The organism is Falsiruegeria sp. JB4-1, from assembly GCF_055693495.1.
In genome coordinates this window covers 872,726-889,187 of the sequence record NZ_JBVFTZ010000001.1, presented here as the reverse complement: position 1 = coordinate 889,187, position 16,462 = coordinate 872,726, and the positions used below count along the sequence as shown (strand labels likewise).

General features: G+C 56.6%; 12 protein-coding genes and 1 pseudogene. 9 read left to right on the top strand and 4 right to left on the bottom strand.

Annotation, left to right across the window (positions count from 1 at the left end):
* The first annotated feature begins 349 nt into the window (after positions 1-349).
* Both ACZ1HE_RS04530 and ACZ1HE_RS04525 read left to right on the top strand, forming a co-directional pair.
* A complete protein-coding gene (locus tag ACZ1HE_RS04530) occupies positions 350-877 on the top strand; it encodes an AraC family transcriptional regulator ligand-binding domain-containing protein (protein WP_472619743.1) in 528 nt (175 codons plus the stop codon).
* Positions 819-1,349, top strand: coding sequence for a helix-turn-helix transcriptional regulator (locus ACZ1HE_RS04525; protein ID WP_472619742.1), 531 nt, complete (start codon positions 819-821; stop codon positions 1,347-1,349). Before ACZ1HE_RS04530 ends, ACZ1HE_RS04525 begins: the two co-directional genes overlap by 59 nt.
* A gap of 93 nt (positions 1,350-1,442) precedes the next feature.
* Here the strand turns inward: ACZ1HE_RS04525 and ACZ1HE_RS04520 are convergent.
* A pseudogene (locus ACZ1HE_RS04520) lies at positions 1,443-2,173 on the bottom strand (YihY/virulence factor BrkB family protein).
* 430 nt (positions 2,174-2,603) lie between these two features.
* Here ACZ1HE_RS04520 and cls point away from each other — a divergent pair.
* Positions 2,604-4,013: a cardiolipin synthase gene (gene cls / locus ACZ1HE_RS04515; RefSeq protein WP_472619741.1), complete on the top strand. Its 1,410-nt coding sequence runs from the start codon at positions 2,604-2,606 to the stop codon at positions 4,011-4,013.
* An 827-nt stretch (positions 4,014-4,840) separates the two neighbouring features.
* Here cls and ACZ1HE_RS04510 read toward each other — a convergent pair.
* The 3 genes from ACZ1HE_RS04510 to ACZ1HE_RS04500 form a co-directional block, all read right to left on the bottom strand.
* Positions 4,841-5,371 (bottom strand): hypothetical protein, encoded by a 531-nt coding sequence (locus ACZ1HE_RS04510; protein WP_472619740.1) that lies wholly within the window; start codon positions 5,369-5,371, stop codon positions 4,841-4,843.
* 1,023 nt (positions 5,372-6,394) lie between these two features.
* Positions 6,395-8,854: a hybrid sensor histidine kinase/response regulator gene (locus tag ACZ1HE_RS04505; RefSeq protein ID WP_472619739.1), complete on the bottom strand. Its 2,460-nt coding sequence runs from the start codon at positions 8,852-8,854 to the stop codon at positions 6,395-6,397.
* Positions 8,855-8,910: 56 nt separating this feature from the next.
* Positions 8,911-9,447: a putative pterin-binding protein gene (locus ACZ1HE_RS04500; protein ID WP_472619738.1), complete on the bottom strand. Its 537-nt coding sequence runs from the start codon at positions 9,445-9,447 to the stop codon at positions 8,911-8,913.
* A gap of 235 nt (positions 9,448-9,682) precedes the next feature.
* Between ACZ1HE_RS04500 and ACZ1HE_RS04495 the strand changes: the two genes are divergently transcribed.
* The 6 genes from ACZ1HE_RS04495 to ACZ1HE_RS04470 all read left to right on the top strand — a co-directional run bounded on the left by ACZ1HE_RS04495 (position 9,683) and on the right by ACZ1HE_RS04470 (position 16,446).
* Entirely contained in the window at positions 9,683-10,285 is a 603-nt protein-coding gene (locus tag ACZ1HE_RS04495; RefSeq protein WP_472619737.1) for a response regulator transcription factor, read from the top strand.
* Between the two features lie 144 nt (positions 10,286-10,429).
* On the top strand, positions 10,430-11,683 hold the full coding sequence (locus ACZ1HE_RS04490; RefSeq protein WP_472619736.1) for a polysaccharide pyruvyl transferase family protein: 1,254 nt from the start codon (positions 10,430-10,432) through the stop codon (positions 11,681-11,683).
* A complete protein-coding gene (locus ACZ1HE_RS04485; protein WP_472619735.1) occupies positions 11,680-12,906 on the top strand; it encodes an oligosaccharide flippase family protein in 1,227 nt (408 codons plus the stop codon). Before ACZ1HE_RS04490 ends, ACZ1HE_RS04485 begins: the two co-directional genes overlap by 4 nt.
* On the top strand, positions 12,903-14,162 hold the full coding sequence (locus ACZ1HE_RS04480) for a Coenzyme F420 hydrogenase/dehydrogenase, beta subunit C-terminal domain (protein ID WP_472619734.1): 1,260 nt from the start codon (positions 12,903-12,905) through the stop codon (positions 14,160-14,162). The genes ACZ1HE_RS04485 and ACZ1HE_RS04480 overlap by 4 nt, the downstream gene beginning before the upstream one ends.
* Positions 14,159-15,142, top strand: a complete 984-nt coding sequence (locus ACZ1HE_RS04475; RefSeq protein ID WP_472619733.1) for an acyltransferase family protein — start codon at positions 14,159-14,161, stop codon at positions 15,140-15,142. Before ACZ1HE_RS04480 ends, ACZ1HE_RS04475 begins: the two co-directional genes overlap by 4 nt.
* Positions 15,139-16,446 carry a hypothetical protein gene (locus tag ACZ1HE_RS04470; RefSeq protein ID WP_472619732.1) on the top strand — a complete coding sequence of 436 codons (1,308 nt, stop codon included), beginning with the start codon at positions 15,139-15,141 and terminating at the stop codon, positions 16,444-16,446. Before ACZ1HE_RS04475 ends, ACZ1HE_RS04470 begins: the two co-directional genes overlap by 4 nt.
* The last annotated feature ends 16 nt before the right edge of the window (positions 16,447-16,462 follow it).

Sequence of the window (16,462 nt, the reverse complement as noted above, 5' to 3'; positions counted from 1 at the left end):
AAGCCCAAGTTTTTCTTGCATTTTACCTCCAGGATTTCTTGATTTTCCAAGTCGGTGGCTTCCGATTTCGGCGATTTTGCTACCGACCAAACTCAGAATTATCGATGACGTTAGGCGAAGGCTTCATTGGATTTGTCGGCAAACACGAATCTAAATCATGATTTTTGAGTGTATGAATACGTTTTCAACGTGCCGGGGATACGAACAGCAATACCCGGCACTACGGTCTGAAACCGAACAGATGCGCGCCAAAAGGACGTAGGCGCACAATTTCTTCCAGCTTGACGATTCGACTTGCCGTCCGTTTGACTTAATTTTCTTAGGATAATCCTCTGTGAAAATGGGCAAGATGCACAAAACAGAAAACACATTTGCGATCCGGGCCGGGGCATTTCACGGCCCGGTCATCATATTGGCCGACGACAAAGGTCGATTTGAACGAACCCTGCGATCCTTGCATTTGCCAACCGATGCTGAGGCAACCATTGACGCATCAACCTACATGAAGGGCATAAGCGATATTGTCCGAATGGCAGGTGATGACGATTTCTTTGTTCGGGCTGGTCTGGATCAGAACTTGTCAGAGCTGGGCGTTTTTGGAAGGGCAATCGTCTCGTCGGATACGCTTTGGGAGGCTTTGCAAACAGCATCCACGGCTCTGAAGTACTATCAGAACGATTCCGAACTGGTCATCAGGGCATACAAAGGGCGATGTCGCATTTGGTACTTCAATCCGTTTGGCGCAAAGGATGCCAAACAGGACATTCAGTATACCGTGAGCTTGCTGGCCCAAATCGTACTCATGTCGTGCGCACAGAGTGATCCGGCTATTCAGATCGCTTATCCCGGCGGATCGCCGAGCACATTTCAAAAGTAACCCCAATGTCACGACGGTTCGGAATTCGAACCAGGGTTACATCGAATTCAACGACAAATTGCTGAAGGCCAAAATGCTTCGTACGGATATCGTGCAAGCAGAAATCCTAACACGTTTTCTTGGCGACAAAAAAATCCAACGGGGTGCTCGCTCAGAAAAAACAGGTTTGGTCGCAGGCCTGGTTCGAGCCTCTTTCGGAATTGCACCGTGGTCATTTTCCGACACCTCCCGGGCACTGGGGATAGGCCCCCGCAGTCTTCAGATGCAGCTAAAAGACGAAGGGACGTCGTTTCGAAAAATCTTTAAGACTGAACGCCATAATGAAGCGCGACGGTTGCTGGAGTCCGGAGTCGCGATTGATGACACTGCGGACGCCATTGGTTTTGGGCATCGGCAAAGTTTTTCAGAAGCATTCACCCAATGGGAAGGCTGCACACCTTCAACCTATGCAAACTCGACGCGCATGGACTGAACGGGCGCATCTCAGAGACTTCGAGCACAGTCCTTGCCGCGAGTTCGATAGAAGATCAGTTCAATAGTCGGTCGAAACTGGTTGCGTCACTTCTCACCCGTCGACCAGATGGGTTTTGATTGCGATCAGACGGCCATTGAATTCGGCGCTGATCACAAAGATCACCGACATGACGTACAAGAACACCAAGGCGGCCAGAATCCCAGCCAAACCTGCATAGGTTATGCTGTAAGACGAATAATTCGCGACGTACTCCGCAAATACTTTTCCAGCGACAAGCCACAGTAGGACCGTCATGACGACCCCCGGATAAACCTGTTTCACGGTATGATGATGGCCGGGTAGCCACATATGGCAGGCGAAGATCGAAAAAACCAACAGGCCAAATGAAATGCCTAGCCGTATTGTGTCAAAGGACACCAATCCGTCACCACCAGAATGGAACGTGTCGACAAAAAACGGTGCAGCAAATGTTAGAACCGCCGCCACGGCCAGAATGGCAGAGCCACACAAAACAAATACAACACATATCGCCCGCGATTTCCAAAGTGGGCGGGGATCGTGTTCACGATAGGCGTCCGTAACGACTTGGCGCACCGCATCTACGCCATTGGAGGCAAAAAAACTGCGAGCAAACCTCCTATGGTCATTGCTTTGACATTGCTATCTTGCAAAACGGCCCGCACTTCTTTGACAATGGGTTCGGCGATACTGTCGGGCCATGTCCCATAAATGAACTCGATAATGTCAAGGGTGGAATATTCTGTCGATAAGGCCTGTGTCAGAGACAATGCGAAGATCGTGAATGGAAACAAGGCCAGCATCATCGACATGGCGATGTGGCTGCTTTTTGACCAGCCATAATTGGATTCAAACCGAAGTAATGCCGCCCAGAACGCCCGTGCCACTAGCCGTACGGTCATGTCACGCGTCCTCTGTATTGATATCAGCGACTTTTTCTAGCACGCTAAAGCTTCAGGTTGAAGCAAACATCAGCTGTCCTTCTATTGCCTGCGGCGGGCTATCAATGGACATTCAAGCTAAATCAGACACTTACTGGAAAACCACACAGCGGTAGATCCGTTGGCACCAATGCGTAGCGGTCGCAATGTTCCCGGGTTCAGGCAGGGGCGCATGGCAGCGACGACCTTGCAGAACTCATTCAACTGTTGTCCACTGACCCGTGCAACTGTTCAGGACCCTTACGGGACCCTACGCATGCCCGCTTGGGCGATTGACAAAAGAGGGATCTCGATGGACACACAGTTATTCGTTCTGACCTTTGTAGCTCTGGAAATTGTCGCCATCTGGTTTGCTTGGCGCGCGATTTCATCTGCCCGAACCTCGCAAGGCGCGGTTGGATGGGTCGTGTTCCTGATTACGGCACCATATATTGGTGTCCCGATGTATCTTTTCCTTGGTCACCACAAATTCAAGCACTACCTGATTGCCCGCCGCGACAGCGAAGAGATCATCGAAGGCGTGAAGACCTTTAAGGAAGCAAACGCGCCCGCCAGCGCGACCGAAATACCGGTTCAAGCCTTTGAAAAAATATCTGAACTACCCGCCGCGCGCGGAAACAACATGACCCTCCTCATCGATGGGCATGACACGTTCGACGCGATTTTCGCCGCCATTGATGCGGCAAAAGTCTATGTCCTCGTTCAGTTCTATATTATTAGGAGCGATGGGCTAGGGAAGCGCTTGCAGAAGCATCTGATTGACGCTGCTTCACGGGGCGTCACTGTGCGGCTGATCTTCGATGCAGTGGGCAGCGCTAAACTGCCGCGCGACTATCAAGAACATCTGCGAGAAGCCGGTGTGCAGGTCGTTGATCCCAAATCTGTTCGGGGGCCGAAGAACCGGTTCCATATTAACCTGCGAAACCATCGCAAGACCGTTGTCGTCGATGGCAAGGTCGGGTTCACCGGTGGTTTCAATGTCGGCGACGAGTATGTCGGACTGGACCCGAAATTCGGGACATGGCGCGATACACACGCCCGGCTAGAAGGCCCGGTCGTTTCTCAGTTACAACTTATCTTTGCCGAGGACTGGCACTGGGCCACCAGCGAGGTTCTGATTGAGGATCTGGACTGGGAAGCGCCACATGCGCCCGAAGACATGACGGCGATGATTGTTCCCACGGGCCCCGGAGACGAAATGGAAACTGGAGCGTTGTTCTTCTTCTCAGCCATCAGCGCCGCCAAGTACCGGGTCTGGATCGCATCGCCCTATGTTGTGCCTGACACGGATGTTCTGACGGCCTTGAAACATGCAGCCCTTCGTGGCGTTGATGTTCGCATCCTGGCGCCTGAGGTGATTGATCACAAGATCCCTTGGCTGGCGGCATTTGCCTATTTTGATGAATTACGCGCCGCGGGCGTGCAGGTCTGGCGCTACCAACCGGGATTCATGCATCAGAAGGTTGTTTTGCTGGATGATGATTTTGCTGCTGTTGGCACAACCAATTTGGACAACCGCTCATTCCGGTTGAACTTTGAGGCGATGGCCGTGTTTTTTGACCGCCGCCCCGCGGCCGCAACAGCGGCCATGCTGGAAATGGACTTTGACCGCGCGTGGATGCTGGACAAGACCCTTGCCGAACAGCCTTTGCACATTCGAGTCGGCGCCCCTATAGCTCGGCTGTTCGCCCCGGTCCTGTAATCCGGGACCAGGGATTGTCTCTCGATACCCCTTGGGGTGGAGTGCTTTTTTGGACGATAGAACAACCAATATCGGACGCATTTTCCGCAATGCGAGTTTCTGGGGACTGTTCCGAAGTTAGGGGGCCTGCGGCCATCAAGGGGTCGAATCCAGCTGAAGGCGGAATCGGGTATTGCCAAGTTGTCTGGCGTTTCGAAGACGACTAAAGGCGGTAGTGTCGCAAAAATCGTAAAAGGTTGAGAATGCCCCGTGGACTAAACACAATTATCCAGCAAACGCAGCAACCTGCTCGAAGTCGGCCGTGTTGCCTGGATCTAAATCGGACCGAAAGATCCCCTTTCCCCATGTAGCTGTGACACGCGCTTTTAGGCCGCACGACCGGTTTGGGTCATGCGGTTATGGGCGGTGGCGGCGAGAAGGAATTCGTCGTTCGCGCCACATGGGCCATGTAGTCGCAGCTGTCCCAGCCCGAAAATGCGTTTGAGGTGAGCGAAGAGGATTTCAACAGAATACGCCCTTTGCGACAAATGCTGCGCTGGTCCTCAAGGTCGTCTACGTGCTCTGAGCGATCAATTACCGACCCAACGCGCTACTTTTCCTCAGGTGTGAAATTGCGGCTGCAAGCAGCCGTCTTGCCTGATAGAGATCGCACTGCCCGGACATCAGGTTTGGAGGTAAAGCGCCTATTTTCTCGGAATGCCGGATTGACACGTTCAACCGGTTGTCAGCCTCAATTGCTGCTTTAAGCGTGGCCTTAACAGCGGCCCAATCGGGCATAGACTTAAGGGCTGTTGTGTTTCTCACAATTTTTCTTTCTGACAGGCTGTTCATTTCTGCTTCTCACTTAACCGGCCCCATATAGGCAGCAGAGAGTTGCCGATGGCAGCAGGCTTCATGATTGTATGACGCATTTCTTCGACTTCGGAGCGGAGCACGGACAACTCCTGAAACCCCTTTAGTTGTGCGTGCCGACCCAAGATATCCTGAAGAAGCATTGCCTGTTGCAGGCTGATTTCGCCACGCGATGCTGCAATTGTGGCCCGCTCAGAAGCGACCAGAATACCTTCAATCGAGCCCAATTTGTTCCCGTCGGCCAGCTGAACGAAGTCTGAGCGTCCAGGTGGCCGAACCCGATCAACCAGCCACTGGGCCACGGTTGGGTTGCCGTTATCCAGTTCGTCGGAAATGATGTCAGTGGCACGTCCGAGCATGTCTTCCAGCCGCTCGCTTGCAAGACGTGATGCTTGCGCCTTGATGCCATTTGCACCCAGCGGGCGTCCGGGTGACTTCGGCGGCTTGTGTCCTGGGAGAAACTTGCCATCTGGACCACGTTTTGATTTTTTCTCATCATGAGGCATGAGCCGTCAATTCCGTCATTTATACGTCAATATTACTTACCTTTTTTCCCTTTTGTAAACACATCACATCGGTTGAGGGCGGTTTTATTGCGCCCGATGCCATCGCACGGACATAAAAAATTATCGTTGAAATGGGCCTATAGGTGGGCTTTAAAATGCTTGGGGGAAATTAATCATTACATTTAAACATGTTACGATGAAAATGTGGCGAACTTCGTCTCCGCCACCATCACATTTTACTGGATTTTCCTTCATTCCAATGATGTGCATGTGGCCCTTGTTTTAAGGGAGCTAGTGCTACTTAGGCATTCTGCTCGCTTTCATTCAATTTAACTCGTGTAATTTCTTTAGGTGGTATGAATTGTGGTATTTCAGATGGCGGCACTCGGCGGAAAGCCGACACAGAAGCTGATGGAGAAACTCGGCCCTGGGCGGCATAGGGAAGGCGGCGGTCTGTATCTTGTTGTTGACCCGTCTGGTGCGCAGCGCTGGATCGTGCGGGTGACGGTCATTCTAGTCAAGCCGCCGAAACTCGCAACGCGGTCAATGATCTGATCCGTGTACAGTGAGATCCGAAAAAGCTGATAGAGTAAGATGAGTGCGTGGGTCAGTAGCAAGTTCGGCCCATAGCTGCCGTTCATCACGGTCACGTACACTGAATCGAAGCTTTTTAAATGGACCTTCAGTGTGTGAAAGAAGTAGTCAAACGAGGTCTGCGAAGGAGCTACACCAGAATTTTTCACATCGCTCCAACAACTCGGACTTTCCGCCTAGATGATCGCCGGATCCGCCGGGACCAACGCGCGGCCAAAATGAAGCAATTGGAAAGTCTCAGGCGGAAGATGCGCAGATCTGTTAGAGGCCTTCAAATCGAGTGGTGATCGTTCAATGGCCCCTGCCGCGATGATAAAACCGCACGATAGCGAATGCCGTGGCCAATTCGAAATCTACCTTTCTAGATATTCAAGTAGGCACAACTTAGTTTGATCCCAAAGCGATAGAAGGCGCTTGGGCAGTTCAGCTTCAAGGGGCAAGGCAGTCTTTAAGCGCGCTTCCAGTGGCCTGCAGCTCAATTCGGAGCGCGGCAGCCCCCACCAAGGCGGCAGATCCAGCGGTGCGGTGGATCAAGGAGACCAAATCCGTGTCCGTGTTGCCCAAAGAAAGAGCTCGGCATATCTGATCAATTGCGGGATCCGCTTCTTGAATGAACTCTTGGGCCAGTGTGGTCAGTTTTTTGCGGCCCAATGTATGACTCAACTCTTGGATTTGGCTGAAATCCAGAACGGGACTCTTCACACTAGTACGGCTTCTTTCGTTTCCGTCAGACACGGTCGAATTCTCCAGGCACAACCGACTAAGAGTTTGACGCAATGTCGTTCGTGAAATTGGCTTGACTAACACGTCATCCATTCCTGCTGCGCGAAAGCGGTCGGCTTCGGCTGGATCAGCATGTGCGGTTACCGCGACGATCGGCAAATGTGCATCGGGTGCTTCGAATGCACGAATTGTTCGGGTGGCTTCAATCCCATCCATTCTGGGCATCGAAATGTCCATGAACACTAAATCATAGGGGCCTGCGTTTTGCACCCGCTCCACACCCTGTTTGCCATCAAACGCAGCCTCCACTGAATGCCCGTCCAACTCCAACATATCGCTCATCACGACCCGGTTGTTGCGGTTATCTTCGACAATAAGGATCCGAAGGCCGCTGCCTCCTGCGGCCTTCGAAAAATCAGCGCTGGAATGCTCAAAATACTCAGCTTCGGTGTTGGTCACCTTGGGCAAAGGAAGTGTGACACGGAATATGCTACCTTGGCCAAGGGCGCTGTCCAGAACTATGCGTCCGTTCAGCGCTTCAACAAATCGCTTCACGATGGCCAGGCCGAGCCCAGTGCCGCCAATTTCCCGACTGTAGGTCGCGTCCAGCGTCACAAAATCTTCAAACACCCGTTCTTGATCCGCCGGAGCAATGCCAATACCCGTATCGACGACCTTGATTTCGACTTCGTCGCCTGCCTCGATCCGGGTCACATAGACAGAGATACGACCATCACGCGTGAACTTGGTGGCATTGCCAACAAGGTTCATCAGGATCTGGCGCAACCGCATTGGATCGCCCAGCACACGGTCACCGCACCCATCGCTGACCGAAACATGCAACGTATTCCCCCTATGCTGCGCCACGCCCCGCTGACCCTCCACCAACTCTTGCACCAGTTGGGGCAGATCAAACACCTCCTTTGCCGTCTCTATCTGCCTCGCCTCTGCCCTCGACAGTTCAAGAACGTTGTCGACGTGATGCAGCAGCAGCCTGCCCGAGGCGCGGATGATCTCTAGATATTCCTGTTCCTTTGCGTTGCGTGTATAGGCGTCCATCAGGTCCAACGTGCCCAACATGCCATTCAACGGCGTGCGCATTTCGTGGCTCATTACGGCAATGAACTCGGCCTTGGCGCGGTCCCCTGCCACCGCATCGTCGCGGGCCTTGACCAGTTCCTCCTGCGCTGCCACGCGGGCCGAGATATCGCGAATGAAAGAGACGAAGATTTCACCATCGTCGGCCTCGGCGGTCGAGATGGACAGTTCCACCGGAAACACCTCGCCCGTTATGCGCTTGGCTTCCAGCTGGACGAGGCCAGTGCCGACCACCCGCTTTTCCCCGGTAGTCAGGTAGCGGGTCATGCCAGCGCGATGAGCGTCACGGAAATGATCCGGGACAATCAGTTTGGCCAGATCACCGCCAATGGCCTCGTCCCTTGAATACCCAAAAACGCGTTCCGCCGCGCCGTTGAAATCCATGATCCGACCCTGCCGATCCACTACAAGAACCGCGTCCAACGAGGTCGACACAACGGCGGCCAACCGCGACTGCACCAAGCTCTGTTCCTTTGCAATCACGCGTTCGCGACGGAAATGACGCAATAGGAATAAAAGCATCAGAACCAGGATCAACAAAACGCCAAGCGTCAACGCGGAAACCCACGACAGCGTTTGCGCGGTGGCCAACCTTTGGGTATCAGCGGTTTCCGCCAGGATTGACACGCCCTCTAACGTGACTGTCCGTACATGACCGCGTACTTGATCGGTTCGGGCGGCCAGGTCAGACAGTGCCCCGCCCAGCGCGTCATCCGAGCCGTCGATAATCGGCACGGCCTCGGTCAAAAAAACGTCGATCTGTTCTAGCGCAGCTGCGACCTCTGGGTCTTCACGTAGCGGCGCATACTGTGGGCTGATGATCAACGTCTGTGCGCGACTGTAGAAAATGTCGAACCGGCTGCGCAGTTGGGCCAGCGATGCAGGTGGGTCTATTGTGGCAGACAGAACCTCGGCATTTAGTGCCAGTAGTTCCACATCCGCCTGTGCCAGCGACCATTGCACGCTGTCCGACTGGGCCGTGGCCAGCGCGTCGATTTTGCGTCTGATGTCTCCATTCAGCAGGACCGCTGCGAACAATGCAAGTGCCAGAACAGCCACAAACGTCACGGCGGAAATGATCCGCCCGCGCCGGTGCGTGCCTTCCGGGTTTTGCTTGTTGTCGTTCAGCGCTGAACCTCAATGCGGTTAAGTTGCCAGATGCTTCGGGAATAGATCAGTTCCGACTGGTAGTCCGACTTGCTGTCATAGGGGTACACGATCCAGAGCGGTCCTTTGTTGCGAAGACTCATTTGCTCGCCATTGTGCAAAAAAGCCACGATGGGTCCACCGTCCACCGCATCACTTACCGGGATTTCGATAGCATAATCGTTGACGGCGAAGGCCTTGAGCGTTTCACCCTCCGCGCCGACCAGTGTAAGTAAGTCATCCAGTTCGATACCAGTGAATTTTTGCACGCCATCGGTCCATATCGTCGAGGTCTCGAACGTGACCGTATCCAGCGTCCCGAGCATGTCGAAGTCGAACTCAGCCGCGCCATCGGCGTTGGTGTTTTGCACATCACCAGTCACAGTGAGGATGGGTGTTCCGGTTACGGGGTCCAGCGCCGCCGCCGGTCCGGTCGCGATCATGCACGTGATGGCCACCAAACCTAAGAGGTTAGGGAGTTTTGAGAACAGGGACACCATGCGCAAACCTTTCATTGAAGCTACTCTTGAATCGCACATTCTCCGCTGCGCGTCATCTGGCCATGCGTATACTGCCTTATACTTTCGGATAGGTTTGGGGGTCTCAAATGGGGTGCTCGGCTGTCCGCTTGAAAGAAATACGGCAGTAAAATGCATGTGGTAATCCTTGAGAAACGCAATAGGGTTAGAGATGTGTGAGCGGTTTATATCAGTGACCAGACGTAATTTGTGGTCTGAAGAAAGGGAATTCATGCGGATACTTGTTGCAGATGATCACGATTTGGTCCGCGAAGCTATTGCCGCGTTCTTGATTGCTGAAGGGAACGCAGAAGTTGAAACCGCCGGAACCCTGGGTGCGGCGTTGGAAGTAGTCAAAGCCACCGGTACGTTTGATCTGGTTCTTTTGGATTACAACATGCCGGGAATGAATGGGTTGGACGGATTGGCGCAGATGCAGGAAGCGAATGAGGAACGTCCCGTTGCCATCTTATCGGGCACCACCACGCGCGCTTTGGCGGAAGAGGCCATCGCCGCCGGGGCGGCGGGGTTTGTGCCGAAAACGCTAGGGTCGAAGTCTATGATCAGCGCGGCCAATTTTATGGCTGCAGGCGAAACATATGCGCCGTTCAACCTTATGCAGCAACAAGACGAAGCCGAACCCGGGTTGCTGACCAAACGCGAGATGGATGTGTTGCGTGGCATTTGTCAGGGCAAGGCGAATAAGGAAATCGCGCGCGACTATGATCTGCACGAAGCCACGGTGAAGCTGCACGCCAAAACACTGTGTCGCAAGCTGAATGCTAAGAATCGTACGCATGCGGCCATGATCGCCCGCGATCGCAATCTGGTCTGACCCAACCTTTTTCCTTCCATGGATCCGCGACCTATCCCTTTGAATAGGTCACCCCCTCCATCAGGAGCCGGACCTTACCTGACGCGCAGCGGACAGAGGTAAGGCCACCGGGTTAACGTCCTTGCAACAGTCGCGAGGACCGCCATGATCACCTTATTGAACGCAGCACCGGATACTGGAAATCAGGGCGTCAGTGCGCTGTGCCATTCGGTTGTGGCTGGATTGACGCAACGCGGTGCTACACAAATGACGGTTGCCGATCACGGGCGCGGCCTGCGTCAAGCGGATTGGGGCTACGCAAACGTCAATCTGGTCGGCCTGACCCATCACCGCCGGTACTGGCGCGGGGACAGCCTGCGCACCGCCCACGCGATTGCCCGCGTCAAAGGCAGGTTCAACGCACCCGCCCGCGTCGTTATGGGTTCACGTGCTGTGCTCGACATCTCGGGCGGGGACAGCTTCACCGACATCTACGGAACCAAGCGATTTCAGGCTATGGCCCTGACCAAACGGCTGGCGCTGGATGCGGGCGTACCGCTGATCCTACTGCCGCAAAAGCTAGGCCCGTTTCGAGACAATGCCGCGCTGGATAAGGCCATGTCGATCTTGCGCCGGGCCAAAGCGGTTTGGGTAAGGGATGCGCAAAGCTTTGAGTTCCTACAAATGGCGCTGGGGGCGTCGTTTGATGCCGACCGCCATCGTCTAGGGGTGGATGTCGCGGTGGCCCTTCCCGCAGCTGAACCCACCCACTTGCCTCGTCAGTTGGCCAACTGGCTTACGCCGGACCGAGGCGTGCCCGTGGCAGGCCTTAACGTGTCGGGCCTATTGTGCAACGAAGACGACACCGCGCGGCAAGCCTTTGGTCTGAAGGCCAGTCACCGGGATCAGTTGGATGCACTGGCACAAGCCCTGTTGCAGGCCGATCCCAATCTGCGGCTTCTTTTGGTGCCTCATGTGCAGCGCCCGGACAGTGATCCGGAAAGCGACCTCGACGCTGCGCGGGCCTTGCGGGCACGGTTGGGGGAGCGGGAACGTAACCGCGTTCAGGTTCTGGAAGAGCGGTTGAGCGCGATGGAACTGAAATGGGTCCTGTCTCGGCTAGACTGGTTTGCTGGCGCGCGGATGCACGCCACTATCGGAGCGTTTTCCTCGGGGGTTCCGACACTGGGGCTGGGATATACCGACAAGGCCTATGGCGTCTTCGAACAATGCGGCATCGGTGATGAGGTTGTCGATCTGCGCCGCGCAGATGCACGTCAGTTGGCGGGACGGGCAGTTGCGTCTTTCACCCAACGCAGCGCTATGCACGCCACCCTACACCGTCGCCTAGCCGGTGTGAAATCCCGCGCGGCAGATGAAATGGACGTGATAGCGCGGCAGGCCGGAGTGGCCGCGTGACCTCTGGCCGCTGGATTCCCTGGGCCGTACCGGTTCTGGCCGAGGCCGCGGCATTGGCGCGATCGGTGACTTTTGCATGGATGCTTGGTCCGGAACAACTGGGGCAAGCGATGATACTGGCGCTGGTTGTCCGGCTTACCGAAATGGCAAGCGATCTGAGCATCGACCGTCTGATCCTGCAGGCAAAGGACGGCAACACCGCCCGGTTGCAGGCAGACTTGCAGGGGGTCGCGGTGATCAGGGGCGTCGTCGGGGCATTGGGGCTGCTGGCACTGGCCCCGATGCTGGCGATGATCTTCGCGAATGGGCCTGAGGCTTCGACATATGCCGTGCTGGCGATCATCCCGTTGCTGCGTGGACTGACACACCTTGATTTTCGCCGCGCCGAACGCCGGTACCGGTACCACTCGCTGGCAGCGGTCGAAGGCGGTGCGACTCTGGTCATGGCGGCATTCGTCCTGCCCGCAGCGTCGCTGTTGAACGACCACCGTGCCATGGCGTTGGTGCTGATCTCGCATGCAGTGGCCTATGTGAGCCTGTCTCATCTGGTGGCGTCCCGCACCTATCGCCTGCGCCTATCCCGACAAGCGATCGAACGCGTTTGGCGATTTGGCGCACCGCTAATCCTGAATGCAGGGCTGTTGTTCCTGACCTTCTACGCGGATCGCCTGATCGTGGCGCGGTCTTATGACTGGGCCACACTGGCGGTTTACGGTGTGGTTTTGCAACTGGCCCTGCTGCCTGCGCAAATTGTCGGGCGAGCGGCTGCCTCGCTGGTTTTGCCCCGCCTGCGCGACGCGCTGCGCCGGGGCATGCTCTCTTCGGTCTGGCAGCCTGTCCTGGTTACCCATATTAGCCTTAGCGTGACAATTGCTGTCGGGTTCGCCGTGCTGGCCCCCGTGGCCGTCCCGCTTATCTACGGCCCGGATGTCCACCCGGATCTTGCACTAGCCATCGCCGTAGGCATCGCCGCCGGATTCCGCATCTTGCGCACGCCCTATTCGCAACTTGCCATTGCCACGGGGCGCACCGGCGATCCCGCCCGCGCCAATTTGATGCGCGCCGCTGCCCTGATCCCTGCTGCGGCCTTTGCTGCTATTGGATTGCCACTGGCCGCCATCGGAGCCGCCGCCGCAGTGGGCGAGGCTGCGGCAACTCTACGGGCCATGTCCTTAGCACAACTGTCTTTCACAACTCCCATTTCCAATGAGGTCTATTCATGAGTGCCGATCCAATTACCTCTGTTGTCGAACGCAACCTTTGCACCGGATGTGGGGGCTGCGCCGGTGCTTTCCCAAACGCTATCCGCATGCTGGAAGACCCGGTCCATGGCCGCCGCCCGGTCGTGGCGCGTAGTGAGGAGGGGCGCGCAGCATCTAAAGCAGCAATGGCAGTTTGCTCGGGCGCAAACAGCGACTGGTCTCAGCTTCCGATTAGGGACCAGACAGAAGCCGATTGGGGGCCGATCCAGTCTACATGGGAAGGCTGGGCCGCCGATCCGGAGATCCGTCTTAAGGGGTCGTCAGGCGGCGCAGTGACAGCCCCGGCAGCCTTCGCGTTGAACTTTGGGCAGGTTGATGGCGTCGCTCATGTCGTCGCCCGGCGGGACGACCCACGTCTGAACGAGGCCGTTATCAGCCACGACCGGGTTGGGCTGATGCGCGGCACCGGCTCGCGCTATGCACAGGCCAGTCCTGCGGAATTGGTAGGAGAGATCACGCGTGGCGCGGATCAGGTCGCGTTCATTGGCAAGCCCTGCGATGTAGCTTCGGTCCGGCGTGCGACGGAGCAAGACAATGAACTCGCAGCCAAGATCCCGCTGACAATCGCGATCTTCTGCGCTGGCGCACCGAACTTGATGGCCACAGACCGGCTGCTGGACCGGTTAGAGGTACCCAAGGACGGCGACCTGATCGAGCTACGTTATCGCGGCAATGGCTGGCCGGGACTGATGCAGGCCACGTGGCGGGACGCGTCGGGAGTAGAACATCTGTCCAAGGGCATTCCTTATGCCGAAGGTTGGGGCACCATCCTGCAAGGCGAACGCCGCTGGCGCTGCAACATCTGCGCGGATCACACCGGGGCCTTTGCCGACATCTCGGTCGGCGACCCATGGCACGCGCCGCCCGATGGGGATCAGGACGCCGGACGCTCCCTGATCGTTGCGCGGACGGCCGGGGGCCGGGCCTTGGTCGAGGCTGCCATTCGTGCGGGCGTTCTGATCGCTGAACCACGTTCGCGAAATGTCATTGAGGACGCACAACCGAACCTGAAGAAAACACATGGCGCAGCATGGGGACGGATCGCTGCGATGCGGGTTGTCGGTTTACAGACCCCGCATTTGAAGGGACAGCGCCTGTGGTCACTGTGGCTGCGACTGTCGACAAAACAGAAGATGCAATCCGTGCTGGGAACCTGGAAACGCATTCTGCGTAATCGCCTGTGGCGGAACGTGACTATCGGCAGGGTTGGCCCATGACCCTGGCCGATGCATTTCGTACTGGTCGGTCCGGCAATCTGGACGCGCTGCGGCTGGCACTGGCGGGCTGTGTGATTGTTAGCCACGCGTGGCCGCTTGCCCAAGGCCCCGGAACAGCGGAGCCCTTGGAGCACCTCACCGGACGGTCCTTGGGAGGTTGGGCAGTTCTACTCTTCTTTTTTCTGTCCGGCCTGTTGATTACGGCCAGTGCAGAGCGCCGCCCGGCCATCGCGTTCTGGCGATCGCGGGTGCGTCGCATCTTTCCCGGGTTGGGCGTGGCCCTGATCCTAACGCTGTGTCTGGCCTATGCCTGCGGGGCAACGGCCACCCCGGCAGAAGCCGCGCACTGGTGGCTGCGTGCTTTCACGCTTGTGTCCATCGAACACCGGATCACCGGCGCATTTGCCACCAACCCCTATCCCGGCGTCGTCAATGGCCCATTGTGGAGCCTGTTTTACGAAGTGCTGGCTTACGGTGTCTGCATGGCTCTGGTGTCGATGGGCGTTCTGCGTCGGGGCGTTTGGGTTCTGAGCCTTGCTACGCTGGCCGGGGTCGCGTCCCTCTGGCAGGACGCGCTGTCTCCCCGGCTCGCCACCTTTGTGCCGCTGTTTTTTGCGTTTTCCGTTGGCATGGCCGTGCATCATGTCAGCCAGAGCCTGCGCCTGAGCCCATGGGCCGGAATCGCCGCGATCTGCGCCGTCACCCTGCTTCCGGCCCCTTTCTCGGTTGTAGCACTGTGCTATGGCGTTCTGTCCATCACGCTCTGCGCCCGCCCGATCCGCCTGAACGCGGATCTTTCCTACGGCCTTTACATCTATGGCTGGCCCGTCGCGCAAACTGTCGTTTATCTGCTGCCGGGCATCGCCCCGGTCCCCTTGGCGGCCCTTTCCCTCGTCCTCACATTTCCTTTCGCGGTCTTCAGCTGGCACGGGGTCGAATACCCGACGCTGACCTACCGCAAGACCGTGGCCGTGCAATGACCCGCGCGAAGACCTTCTCTCCCACGCTGTTCGGTGTCCCGGCGGTCATCGCCGTGTTCTTCCTAGCCATCATGTTGCCCACCCCCGTTTCTATCAACTTGGGCGGGCTGCGGATGTCTGTCTATCGCGTGGTTCTGATCGTGATGATCTTGCCGATGCTGTTTCAGCTTTTTATCGGTCGGCGGGGCAAAATGAACCTGTTCGACATGCTGCTGTTGGCCCATTGCGCCTGGGCGATCCTCGCGCTGATCAAATGGGGCGGGCTGCGCCAAGGCATCGAATCCGGCGGCATATACTTTGTGGAATGTATGGGGGCGTACCTTGTCGGGCGTCTCTACATCCGCAGTTACGAGGACTTTTCCGCCATGGCCCGTGCCTATGTTGGTGTTGTTGTGGCCATGCTGCTGTTCACCTTACCCGAGGCGTTGACGGGTGTGCACATACTGTACGACACGATCTCGGGCGCGGTGGGTGGACCGCGCGCGCCGTTCATCGAACCCCGCATGGGGATCGAGCGGACGTTTGGTCCGTTTGATCATCCAATACTTTGCGGCATTTTCAGTGCGTCGGCCTTTTCGCTGGCATATTTCGTGGTCGCGCAGAAGCGGCTCGACAATTACACAGGCATGGCCAAGGTGTTCGGCGTGGGGCTGGCGACGTTTATGTCAGCCTCTGGCGGACCGTATCTGGTACTGATGATGCAAGGGTTCGTCGCCGCGTGGGAGCGTGTGCTGGGCAAGATCCAAGGCCGTTGGGCCGCGCTGTTTTCGCTGTTCGCGCTGGCCTATGTGGTCATCGACCTGTTTTCGAGCAGGACGCCGTTCCATGTGTTCGTCAACTATTTTACCTTTTCCAAGCAATCCGCCTATAACCGCATCCTGCTGTTCGAGTACGGCACGGCCGAGGTCGCGCGGCATCCGATTTTTGGCATTGGGTTGGGCGACTGGGAACGCCCGGTCTGGATGTCGGACAGCATGGACAATTTCTGGCTGCTGACGGCCATGCGCTACGGCATTCCTGCATTCCTGTTGTTGCTGGGCGTATTGCTGGGGTTGGTCTGGTCGGTAGGGCAACGCAAGCGCGTGCCGGACACATGGCAGCGGGCGCGGCATGCCTGGGCGTTCACGCTGTTCGGGATCGCTGTGGCGGCAGCGACGGTTCATTTGTGGAACGCGCTGTTTGTACTGTTCTTTTTCCTCATTGGGTCTGGCGCATGGATGCTGGATGCCAGGCCTCGGCATCCTCAGGCGGTTAAACCTGCGAGCCGAAATTCAGTCGTACTGCAACCTGCGCGTTTATTCTGAATTCCTAAGAAAGGTT

Coding starts and splice junctions, on each gene's coding strand:
- ACZ1HE_RS04495 (WP_472619737.1), top strand. CDS start 9,683: ATGCGGATACTTGTTGCAGATGATCACGATTTGGTCCGCGAAGCTATT.
- ACZ1HE_RS04510 (WP_472619740.1), bottom strand. CDS start 5,371: ATGCCTCATGATGAGAAAAAATCAAAACGTGGTCCAGATGGCAAGTTT.
- ACZ1HE_RS04490 (WP_472619736.1), top strand. CDS start 10,430: ATGATCACCTTATTGAACGCAGCACCGGATACTGGAAATCAGGGCGTC.
- ACZ1HE_RS04480 (WP_472619734.1), top strand. CDS start 12,903: ATGAGTGCCGATCCAATTACCTCTGTTGTCGAACGCAACCTTTGCACC.
- ACZ1HE_RS04530 (WP_472619743.1), top strand. CDS start 350: ATGCACAAAACAGAAAACACATTTGCGATCCGGGCCGGGGCATTTCAC.
- ACZ1HE_RS04475 (WP_472619733.1), top strand. CDS start 14,159: ATGACCCTGGCCGATGCATTTCGTACTGGTCGGTCCGGCAATCTGGAC.
- ACZ1HE_RS04500 (WP_472619738.1), bottom strand. CDS start 9,447: ATGAAAGGTTTGCGCATGGTGTCCCTGTTCTCAAAACTCCCTAACCTC.
- cls (WP_472619741.1), top strand. CDS start 2,604: ATGGACACACAGTTATTCGTTCTGACCTTTGTAGCTCTGGAAATTGTC.
- ACZ1HE_RS04470 (WP_472619732.1), top strand. CDS start 15,139: ATGACCCGCGCGAAGACCTTCTCTCCCACGCTGTTCGGTGTCCCGGCG.